A 12,944-nucleotide genomic window follows, 5' to 3' on the forward strand; every position below is an offset into this window, starting at 1 on the left:
CGCCCAGACGCATGCGCCAGCGCCTTACCCCGTCTCCTCTTCCTCTTTCGCCGCCTCCGCGGCTTCGATCTCGTCGCGGTTGACGGTGACGCCGATTTTCTCCGGTCGCTCCAACGGCTCCGGCCTCACCAGGCGCTTGGAATTGATCAGGTCCATGCCGGCGTAAATGCCGCCCTGCTGCTGCGCCGAGATGCGCCGCGCGTCGCGGTCGCGCACGTCCTCGATAATGTCTTCCGCCTCGGCCATGTCTACCCCGAGCCCTTCGAGCGTCTGATGGCCGAAAGCCAGCGCGCTCTCGTAGGTCTCGCGCATGTGATAATCGACCCCGGCATCGAGCAGCGCCAGGACATGCTGGCGGTCGTAGGCGCGGGCATAGACTTGCGCCAGCGGAAATTCCGCCTTGGCCATTTCGACGATCTTGACCGTGTCGGCGCGATTGTCGATCGCGATGCAAATCACGCGCACCTCGGCGGCGCCGGCGGCCCGCAGCACGTCGAGCCGCGCCCCGTCGCCGAAATAGACCTTGGTGCCGAAGCGCGCGGCGACATCGATCATTTCGACATCCTTGTCGATGATCGTGGTCTCGACATTGGCGGTGCGCAGCACCTGCGCGACGACCTGGCCGAACCGGCCGAAACCAATGACGAGCGCCTTGCCTTGCGCATCGGAAAAGTCCTGCTCCGCGACCGCAGCCGCCGGCGCAAAATATTTGAGCAGGCGGTCGATCCCCGCCGCGACCAGCGGGCCGAACAGCATGGTCAGGGCCGCGAGCGCCTTGGCCATCGCCGCCTGGTCGGGCTCCAGGAAGTTGTAACTCGCGCCGAGCGGAATGAGCACGAAGGCAAACTCGCCGGCTGGCGAGAGGAGCGCGCCGGCGCGGAACGCATCGATCTTGCTCGAGCCGGTGAGGCGGAACACGGCGGCGATCGAAACGGATTTGACCAAGGTCATCCCCAGCGCCAGCACGACAAGCACAAGCCAATGGGCAAGAACGAGCTTGCGGTCGATGTCCATGCCGACGCTCATGAAGAACAGGCCGAGCAGCAGGCCGCGGAACGGCTCGATATCGGCTTCGAGCTCGTGGCGGAAATTGGATTCGGCGAGGAGCACGCCGGCGAGGAACGCGCCGAGCGCCATCGACATGCCAGCCCATTGCATCAGCAGCGCCGTGCCAAGAACGAGGAGCAGGGCAGCGGCGGTCATGACCTCGCGCGCTTCGGTCGAAGCGAGCAGGCGAAAGAGTGGATTGAGAAGATAGAGCCCCGCCAGGACGACGATGGCGATCGACCCGACCATGATGCCCGCATGGATCAGGCTATTGGATTCCCGCGCCACTTCCGCCGTCTCGACGGCAAACAGTGGAACCAAGGCGAGAATCGGCACGACCGCCATATCCTGGAACAACAGCACCGCGAAGCTGCGCTGGCCGTAGGATGCCTGCAAGTCGCCGCGATCGTTCAAAACGCGCAGCGCAATGGCGGTGGCCGAAAGCGCCAGCGAGATGCCGACGATGGCGGCGCCAAGGGCCGAGAGCCCCAGCGCCGAGGCGATGCCGCCGATCACCAGCGCGCAGACCCCCAATTGCAAGGCGCCGAGGCCAAAAATATCGCGGCGCATGGCGATCAGGCGCGAGGGCTGCAATTCGAGACCGATGACGAACAGCAGCAGCACGATGCCGAGTTCGGCAATATGTTGAATCGACGTCGTGTTGGTGAACAGGCCGAAGCCGGACGGCCCGATGGCGAGGCCGGCGATCAGATAGCCGAGAATGGCGCCAAGGCCGAGGCGCTTGAAAATCGGCACGGCAACGACGGCCGCGCCGAGAAACAAAAGCAAGCTTGAAAGAAATTCGCCGTTCGCATGTTCCATGCCTTTTCATGCCGTGCTTTCGACAGTGCGGTCAATGCCGGCCGCGGACGGGACCGTCGCACGATCGGGATGTGCTGCCACAGTTTTGATCGTCTTCGCTGATATCCGATCGATTCGCATGATGCGCGGGCGACGGCTTTGCGCGGCAGGAGACGATTCACACAGCGCTTTTGCGGTCGAATCACGACTTGCGCTATCGTGCGCCAGGCGATTCGGCTGAGAAAACGGATTTTGGTGCGGCGGCAAATCAAGAGATCGGCACGGGCTTGGCGCGGACCTTTGGCGGGTCTGCTCGCCGGGCTTTTGGCCGCCTCAATCACTGCCGCCCGGGCACAGGATCAGCCCGCGCCGGCCAATCCCCCCGCGCCGTCCGCCAGCCCGACGGACACGCTGACGAAGGAAAAATCCGGCCACGAGCAGGAGCTGAAAGGCGTGCAGGACACGCTGCAGGCTTCCGAGGAGCAGCGCAAGAAGATCGAGGCGGAGGTCGAATCGATCAAGGCCGACCGCGCCCGGCTCAATGCGGCGCTGATTGACACGGCGGCGAAAGTGCATGCGGCCGAGGCCAAGGTGAACGACGCCGACCAGCGCCTCGCCACGCTTACGGGCAGCGAAGAGGCGATTCGCCATTCGCTGGAGGGCCGCCGGGACGTGATCGCCCAAATCCTGGCCGCGCTGCAGCGCATGGGCCGCAAGCCGCCACCGGCCGTGCTCGCCCGGCCGGAGGATATGCTGTCCGCCATCCATACCAGCATGCTGCTCGGTGCCGTCCTGCCCGAAATGCGCAAGGAAATCGAGGACTTGACCTCCGATCTCAGCGAATTGGTGCGCCTGCGCGCCAATATCGCCAATGAGCGCGACGGCCGAACCAAGGATCTTGCCAGTCTCAATGAAGAACAGGCGAAGCTGAATGCGCTGGTCGCCGCGCGCCAGCAATCGCTCAACGAGGCGGAGCAGGCCTTGAGCGCCGAACAGGCCCGCGCGGCCGATCTCGCCAAGCAGGCAACCAGCCTCAAGGACCTGATTTCCAAGATGGAAACCCAGATCGCGTCGGCTTCGCAGGCGGCCGAGGCGGCCCGCCAGTCAGATGCGGACCAGCGCCGCGCCGAGGCGGCCGGCCTGCGCTCGCGCCTGGCCGCCGCGCCGTTCAAGGATCCGGCCCGTCTCGCGCCCGCCCTGCCTTTTGCCGAGACCAAGGGGCTGCTGCCGATGCCGGTGTCGGGCACTTTGCTCAAGGCCTATGGCGCGCCGGACGGTTTTGGCGGCCAGGAGAGCGGAATTTCGGTCGGCGTGCGGCCGGGCGCGAGTGTTTCGGCGCCGTCCGACGGCTGGGTGGCCTTTTCCGGCCCCTACCGGACCTATGGGCAATTGCTCATCATTAATGCCGGTGGCGGATACTATATCGTCTTGGCGGGAATGGAAAAAATTAACGTCAATGTCGGACAGTTCGTGTTGGCCGGGGAACCGGTCGCCACCATGGGAGACGGTTCGGCCCGAACCGCGGCCGCAATCGCCATTGGCGCGGCGCAGCCCATTCTATATATAGAGTTCAGAAAAGACGGGGCAGCAATTGATCCTGGCCCTTGGTGGGCCAAGGCAGACTTGGAAAAGGTTCGCGGATGATGCGCAAGGTTTCATTGTTGGTTCTTGGTATGGCGCTCGGCGCGGGCTCCGTGTCATTTGCGACCCACACCCAGATTTTTACCGGGGCTTCCGCCCAGGCGGCCGCTTCCGATACGTATCGGCAACTCAACCTCTTCGGCGACGTGTTCGACAAGATCCGGAACGAATATGTCGAAAAGCCCGACGAGCAGAAATTGGTCGAAGCCGCGATCAACGGCATGCTGACCTCGCTCGACCCGCATTCGTCCTACATGGACGCCAAGGCCTATAAGGAATTCAGCCAGCAGACCAGCGGCGAGTTCGGCGGCCTCGGCATCGAGGTGCAGCAGGAAGACAAGCTGATCAAGGTCGTCTCCCCGATCGAGGATACGCCTGCGGCCAAGGCCGGCATTCTCTCGGGTGACCTGATCATCGCCATCGACGGCCAATCGGTCGAGGACCTGACGCTCAATCAGGCGGTCGACAAGATGCGCGGCGCGCCGCAAACCCAGATCACCTTGAAGATCCTGCGCGGCCCCAACAAGGAAGTGAAGGAATTCAAGCTCACCCGCGACATCATCAGGGTCAAGTCGGTGAAGTTCGAGGAGAAGGGCGACATCGGCTATATCCGCATCACCCAATTCACCGAACAGACCTTCGACGGTCTGAAGGATGCGATGACGAAATTCGCCGCCGACATTCCGGATGACAAGTTCAAGGGCTATATCGTGGACTTGCGCAACGATCCGGGCGGCCTGCTGAACCAGGCCATCGCCGTGTCGAACGCCTTCCTGGACAAGGGCGAAATCGTCTCGACCCGCAGCCGCAACCCCGAAGACACCCAGCGCTGGAACGCCGGCGCGCACGATCTGTCGAAGGGCAAGCCGCTGATCATCCTGGTCAACGGCGGCTCGGCCTCGGCCTCTGAAATCGTCGCGGGCGCGCTGCAGGATCACCAGCGTGCGATCATCCTCGGCACCCGCTCCTTCGGTAAGGGCTCGGTGCAGACGATCATCCCGCTACCGCAATCGGGCGGCGCTGTGCGCCTCACCACAGCGCGCTACTACACGCCGTCGGGCCGCTCGATCCAGGCCAAGGGCATCGAGCCCGACGTGCAGGTGCTCGAGGATGTGCCGGACGATCTGAAGGGCAAGGACCAGATCGAGGGCGAGGCTTCGCTGAAGGGCCACCTGCTCAACAGCGGTCCGGAAGAGCATGGCTCGCAGGCCTATGTGCCGCCGGACCCGAAGGACGACAAGCAATTGATCGCTGCGATGGAAATTCTGCACGGCAAGAAGCCGGCCGAGGTCGCGGCGGAATTCGCGCCCAAGCCCGATCCGGCGAAGGCTCCGGCCGCCGATGCGGCGAAGCCGGCCGATCCGGCCAAGCCCGATGCGCCGAAAACGGATTCGCCGAACTGACGCACCTCCGGCCAAGGATTTAAGAAAGCGGCGAAGCGATTCGCCGCTTTTCTTATGCGCGCCACGATTTGCGGCGATGTCTGGGCCGCCGAAATTTGACCCGGCGAGGGTTGTCTATCTGCGTGGGCGATGGACATTATAGCTAAGGGTGATACGCGCGCGAAAAGGAGCAAACTTCATGATGCCGACCGAGACCAATTCGCTCTACCGTCCCTGCGTCGGCGTCATGGTGCTCAATGCCAAAGGGCTGGTGTTCATGGGCCGGCGCAAGAACAGGCGCCAGGTCGAACACACGGCGCCGAATTACGAATGGCAGATGCCGCAAGGTGGCATCGATCCCGGCGAGGATCCGTATGAGGCGGCGTTGCGCGAATTGCGCGAGGAAACCAATATCTCCTCCGTCAGCCTGCTCGCCGAGGCGAAGGATTGGTATTCCTACGATCTGCCCGACGAGATCATCCGGAGCGCCTGGAAAGGACGCTTTCGCGGCCAGACGCAGAAGTGGTTCGCCTTGCGTTTCGAGGGCGATGAAAGCGAGATCGACATTGATGCACCCGGCGGCCATAAGCCGGAATTCGACGCCTGGCGCTGGGAGAAGATGGCGCGCCTGCCCGAACTGATCATCCCGTTCAAGCGGGCGGTTTATGAGCGGGTGCTTGCCGACTTCCGGCACCTCGCGCCTTGAGCAAGTCGACAAGACGTCCGTCAATCGCCGCAAGCCCCAAGCCGATCAGAGCGACGCCGGCGACATGCACCCATTGCAGCCGCTCGCCGAGGAAGATGGCGCTGAGCAGAATCGCGCTCACCGGAATGAGAAACGTCACCAGCGACAGGTTGGTCGCGCCGGCATTGGCGAGCACACGAAAGTAAAGAATATAGGCGAGGGCGGTGGAGGCGACGGCCATGGCGACGAGCGACGAGACCGCGCCGACGCTTGGCGCTGCATACTGCCAAGGCTGGTCGACCAGCACGACGACCGGCAAGAGGATGACGCTTGATGCCGCGACCTGGCCGAAGGCCGTCTGCAACGGCCGCACGCCCATGGCCTTGAAACGGCGGCCGAACATGGCGGCAAACCCATAGATCAGCGCCGCCGTGAGGCAGCTCAAAATCGCCAGCACCGGCGTGTCGTTACCGCCATCCGCGAGCGCGCCGAAGAGTTTGGGCGCGATCATCACCGCAACACCGCCAAAGCCGAGCAGAACGCCGACACCCTTGCGCACGGTCAGCTTCTCGTTGCTGGTGAGCACATGCGCGACCAGCACGGTGAACAACGGCGTCGTCGCGTTGAGGATGGCCGAGAGCGACGCCGCGATGGCATTGGGCATCGAACTCTCGCCGTAGAAGATCAGGCTGAACGGCAGCACATTGTTGAGCAGGCCCATGCCGAAGAAGGCGAGCCAAACGCGCGGCGCGGTCGGGATGCGCTCGCCCAAAAACGGCAGCGCGAGCGCCAGCACCAGTGCCGCGAGCGCCACGCGGCCGAAGACCAGCGTGAAGGTCGGAATTTCGGCGCCGGCAATCTTCACGAAGAAGAACGTGCCGCCCCACAGAACGGAAAGCACCAAGAGCTCGGCCCAATCTTTGGACCCCATGGATGGCTGCGACATGGTTCCTCCTTGCCTTTCCGTTATGCTTGGCCGACCGAACCGTTCCAGCGAATCTTTGTCATCGGTTCCACTCGAAACCCCGATCGGTCGCGGGACGGCGGCTTTCCGGCAATGAGCATGGCGTATAGGACACCTGCCAAGGCCGCACTCCGCTTCTTGCGCTCAAAATGAACACGGCGCTGAGCGAATCCGTTTTAGCGCTGCGATACAGGCGCATTTTCAAAACGATGCGGCTCGCTCGCAGCGCGCGGGCCGCCTTCGCAAGATGTCACCTGCCGTGTGTGCGGTGCGGTTGTCCAAGCGTACAACACTGTGGGAATTGACAAGCGCGAGACAATAGGCTTTGCAAAAAGCCACAAATTGTGGCCCGTATTTCCGGGCGTTCCACCGATTTTCCCACAACAAGTCTCTATTTCTCGTATGGTGTCAGCATGACCGATTCGATCAACCGCCTCTATGCTACGGTCCTTACCGCCCGCGACCGCGACCCCAATTTGTCGCGCACGTCGAAATTGTTTCGCGACGGCGTGCAGAAGATGGCGAAGAAGCTTGCCGAGGAAGCGATTGAAGTCGGTCTCGATGCGGTGCAGATGCATCGCGAGGCGGTGATCATGGAAAGCGCCGACCTGCTCTATCATCTCGCGGTCATCTGGGCGGAATGCGGCATTCTGCCCTCCGACGTGGACGCGGAAATCGACCGGCGCGAGCGCACCTACGGCATTGCCGAAAAACTGCCCAAAAGCGCCGCCGGCGGCCACCTGCGCCGCGTAAGCTCGCTCAGCGCCCGCGGCGGCGTGGCACGCAAGCGCTGAGCTTGCGGCGCAGCCGTTGGCGTTCGGCCGTCGAAGGGTGGTTGAAACACGGCGAGCCTTGAGAGCTCTTGTTGGCGAAGCCCGATTGCCGACTGCCCCAAGCCATTATGAATCGCTCTTTTTTAACCCCGATCACCGTGAACATATTGAATAATAATATATATTTCCTCTATTAGTTTGTTCTCAAATTTTTTTATGTGCTTCCCATTTGCTCTCGCGCATCCGTCCCGGTGATTCACGCATTTGTCATTCCTCGGCAAAAAGCATGTTCACTATATGTTCTTATGTTGGATTTGTCAAATTTTTCGCCGCTTCGCCGTGAGCAACCGCATTTGAAAATCGAGCACGGGCGCGGGTGGCGAAGCCGGGACAATAGTGATTTCTCATGTGGAACGAGATCTGGAACGGGGCAGAATCGAACATGAGCCTCGAATCTCCCGATTTCGTCCATTCTGTTTGTTTTCGAGATTTTTTCTGGTTGGACGTTCTTCAGCCTTCCCGAAGTGGCGGTCATGCGGCTAGGCTTCTCGCAGCGAAGCGAACGGCAGCCGGGCAGGGGACGGCTATAGCGCGCCAAAGGCGAAAAGCCCCGCGCAACGCAGGAGATCGCATGCAGCGGCGTCAGGTGATGATGGCCTTCGCCGGGATCGCGCTCGGCGCGGCCGCCGCGAGGGAAGCGATTGGGCAAGAGGCCACCGAAGCTCGCGAGGATATCGCTGGGACGCTTCGGCCCTATCTTGCCAGCCACAACCTGCCGGCGCTCGCCGCCGCCGTCGTCAGGGGCGGCGTCACAGTTGCGACTGGAGCGGTTGGAACGCGCCGCGTCGCAACGGATGCGCCGGTCGCTATCAATGACCGTTTCCACATCGGCTCCGATACCAAAGCCATGACGGCGCTCGCGGCGGCGATCCTTGTCGAGGCGGGCAAGCTGCGCTGGGAGGCGACATTGGGCGAGACGTTCCCCGATCTTGCCGCGCGCTTGCATCCAACGCTCGGCGGGGTCACGCTCGAGCAGCTTCTGTCCCATACGAGCGGCATTCCGACCGACGACGAGGCGATCGCAAAGCTCCTCGAGCAGTCCTATGCGCAGCAGGATCTCAATCTCGACGAACTGAGACTCTGGCTTCTCGCGCAATGGGCCGGTCAGGAGCCGCAGACGAAGCCCGGAACGCAATTCGCCTATTCCAATCTCGGCTACACGTTCGCCGGCGCCATGATCGAGCGCGCCGGCCGCGCCACCTGGGAGGAGATCGTCGCGGCCTCGGTCTTTGGCCCTCTCGGCCTGCGCAGCGCCGGCTTCGGCCCGCAAGCGAGCCTCGGGCGCATCGACGCGCCGCTCGGACACCTCCCCCGCGACGACGGCACGCTGAAAGCCATGCTCGCGGGCCCCGATGGCGACGTCCCACCGATCTACGGGCCGGCCGGCACCGTGCATCTCTCCGTGCTCGACTTCGCCGCCTGGGCGAGCTGGAATGCGGGCGAAGGCAAACGCGGGCCGGCGCTGGTGCGCCCGGAAACCTTGCGCAGGCTGCACACGCCGGTCATCTCGATGGACCGCCCCCATGCCCCGCCCGGCACGCCCCCGAGCGGGAGCTACGGCCTCGGTTGGGGCACGACAAGCCTCCCGTTCTCATCTGAGGACTTCATATTTCATGGCGGTTCGAACGGCATGAACCTCGCCTACATCATGATGCAGCCGGAGCGAGATTTCGCCATGGTGCTCATGACCAATGTCGGAGGAACGAAGGCCGACGAGGCGCTCAAGGCTTTGGCCGGAGAGCTTTACGGACGCTTCAAGCCCGCGAGGTGAAGCATCCCGTCCGGAGAGCAGCGGATCTGCGGCTCTCCTGCGAATACCCCCTCAATGCCTCATGTTGAAACTGTCGACGAGCTGGTTGTAGTCGTGGTTCACGCGCGGCGGCGAGCCTTCGACCATCCAGCCGGCGCCTTGCTGCGAAAGCATCATCTTGTCGCCGGTGCTGTAGGGCGTCTTGTCGCGGATGCGGCGCATCAAGTTCTTGGCCGAGACGAGATAGCTCTTGGCGCTGTTCACCAGCACCGAATCGAACGGGCCTGGATGGGCGGAGGCATATTGGTCGAGCGCCTGCACCGCGCCATCATAGGCGTCGAGCGCCGGGTTGATCTTGGCGAGATCCGGCTTGTCCGGCTCATTGACGAGCTCGGCGCGCAGCAGCGCCTTGGCTTTGATCATCAGATCGAGCGCGTAATAATGCGCGTTTTTGCCCTCCTCCTTCTCGATGGCGGCGAGCAGCTCAGCCTGGACCTGATCGTTGAGCGCCTGCACCCGGCCGCGCAGGTCCGCATCCGCCTTGTCGAAGGCGGCCCAGGCGGCCATGAGCTGCGGATGCAGCGCCTTGCCCTTGGCCATCTTGTCGTCTTTGTAGTTGCTCTGGTCGTAATAATCGTCGGCCTGCTTCAACAGCGGCTCCAGCGTTGTCACCGCCTGCACATAGGCCGTGCCAGCCGCTTCGAGTGCCGCATCGTGCGGCTCGGTCGCATTGGCGGCCTCGACCTTCTTGGCGCAATCGCTCGTGTCGTAAATCGTGTAGGTGCCGTAGATGATCCGCTCCTTGCCGGTGGGGCCGGAGGCGGCCGCCCAGCTCCGGTAGCGCTCTTCCGATTGGTGCGCCCGCTCGGAGAGCCGGTTGATGCAGCCGATATAGGCCTGCAATTTACTGCCGATGGACGGCTTGCCGGAATCGCTTTGCGCACAGGCAACGCCCGCGGTGCTCAACGTTGCAGCCAGGACGAAAACAGACAGAAGTGATTTGCGCACGGAATGCCCCCAAAGAATGACGAAACGCTCGCGAAACGGCCGCAAAACCGGCCGCGCGGCCACATTCATACCACATTTTGCCCCGGGCGAGGTGCGCCGGCGCACCTGCCTCCCGCCGGCACGCGGCCAAATATGCCTTGCAATTTCCCGACAATCGCGAAAGACTAGTGTCATTCCGATGGGGGCCCCGTGAGGGGGCTGAGAGTTTGCGCTTTGGGTTTCGCCCGCCCGCAATGACCATTGAACCTGATCCGGGTCATACCGGCGGAGGGACGGGATGAAATCGATGCCCATAATCCCCGCTACGTTTGGCTCTCTTTTTGGACCGGGCGCGTCCCGTTCAAACACATAAATTCACGTGTTCCATGTTTTGGGCCGTGATGGGGAGACAAAAATGAACGCACCAACCAAATCCAACCTCGTCGCCGCGCCGCAAACCGTCACGACCGGCGCCCTGCGCGGTTCGAAGAAGGTCCACGCCGCCTATGACGGCGCGCCCGACGTCAAAGTGCCGCTGCGCGAGATTGCGCTCTCCGATCCCGACATGCCGACCTTACGCGTCTATGATACGTCGGGCCCCTACACCGACGAGAATGTGAAGATCGACCTCGCCCAGGGCGCGCCGAAAGTGCGCGGGGGCTGGCTCGGCGCGCGCGGCTTCGAGACGATTGCAGGCCGCGATGTCCGCCCCGAGGACAATGGCAATGTCGGCGAGGCGCATCTGGTGCCGTCCTGCCCCGCGCCGCACGACATTCTGCGTGGCCGCGACGGTCAGCTCGTCACCCAATATGAATTTGCCCGCGCCGGCATCGTCACGCCGGAAATGATCTATGTGGCGCATCGCGAAAACATCGGCCGCGCGCAGATGCTGCAGCAGGCGCAAGAGAAACTGAGCGACGGCGAAAGCTTCGGCGCGGCGATCCCGCCTTTCATCACGCCGGAATTCGTGCGCGAGGAGATCGCGCGCGGCCGCGCGATCATTCCCGCCAACATCAACCATCCGGAAATCGAGCCGATGGCGATCGGCCGCAACTTCCTCGTGAAGGTCAACGCCAATATCGGCAATTCCGCCGTCACCTCCTCCGTTGCGGAAGAGGTCGAGAAAATGGTGTGGGCGATCCGCTGGGGCGCCGATACGGTGATGGACCTCTCGACCGGCCGCAACATCCACAACATCCGCGGCTGGATCCTGCGCAACGCGCCGGTGCCGATCGGCACGGTGCCGATCTATCAGGCGCTGGAGAAGGTCGATGGCGATGCGGCGAAGCTCGATTGGGAAGTGTTCAAGGACACGCTGATCGAACAGGCCGAACAGGGCGTCGATTATTTCACCATCCATGCCGGCGTGCGCCTCGCTTACGTGCCGCTGACCGCCAACCGCGTCACCGGCATCGTGTCGCGCGGCGGTTCGATCATGGCGCGCTGGTGCCTGTCGCATCACCGCGAAAGCTTCCTCTACGAGCATTTCGGCGACATCTGCGACATCATGCGCAAATATGACGTGTCGTTCTCGCTCGGCGACGGCCTGCGCCCCGGCTCGATCGCGGACGCCAACGACCGGGCGCAATTTGCCGAACTCGAGACGCTGGGCGAACTCACCAAGATCGCCTGGGACAAGGGCTGCCAGGTGATGATCGAAGGCCCCGGCCACGTGCCGATGCACAAGATCAAGGTGAACATGGACAAGCAATTGCGTGAGTGCGGCGAAGCGCCGTTCTACACGCTTGGACCGCTCACCACCGATATCGCGCCGGGCTACGATCACATCACCTCGGCCGTCGGCGCGGCGATGATCGGCTGGTTCGGCACGGCGATGCTCTGCTACGTCACGCCGAAGGAACATCTGGGCCTGCCCAACCGCGACGACGTGAAGACCGGCGTCATCACCTACAAGATCGCGGCGCACGCGGCCGATCTCGCCAAGGGCCATCCGGCAGCGCAGATCCGCGACGACGCGATGAGCCGCGCGCGCTTCTCGTTCCGCTGGGAAGACCAGTTCAACCTCTCGCTCGACCCCGATACGGCCTGCGCCTATCACGACGAGACCCTGCCGAAGGAAGCGCACAAGGTCGCGCATTTCTGCTCGATGTGCGGCCCGAAATTCTGCTCGATGAAAATCACGCAGGACCTGCGCAAGGAAGCCGCCGAGATGCAGGCGCAGCAGGAACAGGGCTTCGCCGAAATGAGCGCGAAGTTCAAGGACAGCGGCAGCCAGATCTATGTAGAGACGGGGGAGTAAGTCAGCATAAATGATGAAATGCAAACCCTTCTCCCGCGTAGCGGGAGAAGGTGAGCCGCGTTAGCGGGTTGGATGAGGGAGAAGCGGCGTGAGCGCTCCCTTGCAACATGTTGTCCAGCCGCATGTATTTCTAGACCATACCGATGGTGGTGACGTATCACTAAACCGTGAAAATTGCAGAGGACCAATCAGTTTAGTCCCTTCGCGCGAAGGGCTCATCTTCCCGAGGAGACTGATATTTCGCGTATTTAATAGAGTGCCACCATAATCCAAACCCTTTAATATAGTCCCGTCCATACACGATCCCGCATCATCCTGCAGATCTGATATTTATATTCACTGAAAAAATTCTGCATGCCACGCGATTTGGCTTTTGCATGCTCTGGATGAATACGCCATTGTTGCATGGCCTCTTCGTTTTCAAATTCAACAATCGTCACACGTTCACCATCTTCGGCGACAAATCCTTTATGAGAAATGTAACCGGGTATCGTGCGGGCAAGCGTACTCATCCGCTGCGCCATCGGCAAATATTCGTCGAGAACATCAGGGTTCAATCTGGAACGGAAGATTGCAACAATCATTGGTCAGCTC

The 12,944-nt window shown here is 62.3% G+C and carries 10 protein-coding genes and 1 riboswitch; of the genes, 6 read left to right on the top strand and 4 right to left on the bottom strand.

Going from position 1 to position 12,944, the window contains the following annotated elements; genetic code table 11:
* Nucleotides 1–24: 24 nt before the first annotated feature.
* Complete coding sequence (locus tag V9T28_RS22135) at nt 25–1,869, bottom strand: monovalent cation:proton antiporter-2 (CPA2) family protein (RefSeq protein ID WP_116401275.1); 1,845 nt, start codon at nt 1,867–1,869, stop codon at nt 25–27.
* A 279-nt stretch (nt 1,870–2,148) separates the two neighbouring features.
* Here V9T28_RS22135 and V9T28_RS22140 point away from each other — a divergent pair, with 279 nt between their 5' ends.
* The 3 genes from V9T28_RS22140 (at nt 2,149) to V9T28_RS22150 (ending at nt 5,577) form a co-directional block, all read left to right on the top strand.
* Nucleotides 2,149–3,492 (top strand): murein hydrolase activator EnvC family protein, encoded by a 1,344-nt coding sequence (locus V9T28_RS22140; RefSeq protein WP_116401276.1) that lies wholly within the window; start codon nt 2,149–2,151, stop codon nt 3,490–3,492.
* Nucleotides 3,489–4,892 carry a S41 family peptidase gene (locus tag V9T28_RS22145; protein ID WP_116401277.1) on the top strand — a complete coding sequence of 468 codons (1,404 nt, stop codon included), beginning with the start codon at nt 3,489–3,491 and terminating at the stop codon, nt 4,890–4,892. The genes V9T28_RS22140 and V9T28_RS22145 overlap by 4 nt, the downstream gene beginning before the upstream one ends.
* A gap of 178 nt (nt 4,893–5,070) precedes the next feature.
* Entirely contained in the window at nt 5,071–5,577 is a 507-nt protein-coding gene (locus V9T28_RS22150; protein ID WP_245424121.1) for an RNA pyrophosphohydrolase, read from the top strand.
* Here the strand turns inward: V9T28_RS22150 and V9T28_RS22155 are convergent.
* Nucleotides 5,522–6,502: a DMT family transporter gene (locus V9T28_RS22155; protein ID WP_245424122.1), complete on the bottom strand. Its 981-nt coding sequence runs from the start codon at nt 6,500–6,502 to the stop codon at nt 5,522–5,524. The two genes, V9T28_RS22150 and V9T28_RS22155, sit on opposite strands and share 56 nt — an antisense overlap.
* A gap of 431 nt (nt 6,503–6,933) precedes the next feature.
* Here V9T28_RS22155 and hisE point away from each other — a divergent pair, with 431 nt between their 5' ends.
* Both hisE and V9T28_RS22165 read left to right on the top strand, forming a co-directional pair.
* On the top strand, nt 6,934–7,314 hold the full coding sequence (gene hisE / locus V9T28_RS22160) for a phosphoribosyl-ATP diphosphatase (RefSeq protein WP_116401386.1): 381 nt from the start codon (nt 6,934–6,936) through the stop codon (nt 7,312–7,314).
* A gap of 610 nt (nt 7,315–7,924) precedes the next feature.
* Nucleotides 7,925–9,124, top strand: coding sequence for a serine hydrolase domain-containing protein (locus V9T28_RS22165; protein ID WP_158554815.1), 1,200 nt, complete (start codon nt 7,925–7,927; stop codon nt 9,122–9,124).
* 51 nt (nt 9,125–9,175) lie between these two features.
* Here V9T28_RS22165 and V9T28_RS22170 read toward each other — a convergent pair whose 3' ends face one another.
* The gene (locus tag V9T28_RS22170; protein ID WP_445242139.1) at nt 9,176–10,006 is read right to left on the bottom strand and encodes a YiiG family protein; all 831 of its coding nucleotides are present in this window, start codon (nt 10,004–10,006) and stop codon (nt 9,176–9,178) included.
* Nucleotides 10,007–10,279: 273 nt separating this feature from the next.
* Nucleotides 10,280–10,401: riboswitch (TPP riboswitch) on the top strand.
* 104 nt (nt 10,402–10,505) lie between these two features.
* Between V9T28_RS22170 and thiC the strand changes: the two genes are divergently transcribed.
* On the top strand, nt 10,506–12,350 hold the full coding sequence (thiC, locus tag V9T28_RS22175; RefSeq protein WP_116401281.1) for a phosphomethylpyrimidine synthase ThiC: 1,845 nt from the start codon (nt 10,506–10,508) through the stop codon (nt 12,348–12,350).
* A 278-nt stretch (nt 12,351–12,628) separates the two neighbouring features.
* On the opposite strand, the gene V9T28_RS22180 is transcribed toward thiC, so the two are convergent.
* Nucleotides 12,629–12,934 carry an antibiotic biosynthesis monooxygenase family protein gene (locus V9T28_RS22180; RefSeq protein WP_116401282.1) on the bottom strand — a complete coding sequence of 102 codons (306 nt, stop codon included), beginning with the start codon at nt 12,932–12,934 and terminating at the stop codon, nt 12,629–12,631.
* Nucleotides 12,935–12,944: the final 10 nt, after the last annotated feature.

It is taken from the genome of Methylovirgula sp. 4M-Z18 (assembly GCF_037890675.1).
GTDB lineage: Bacteria > Pseudomonadota > Alphaproteobacteria > Rhizobiales > Beijerinckiaceae > 4M-Z18.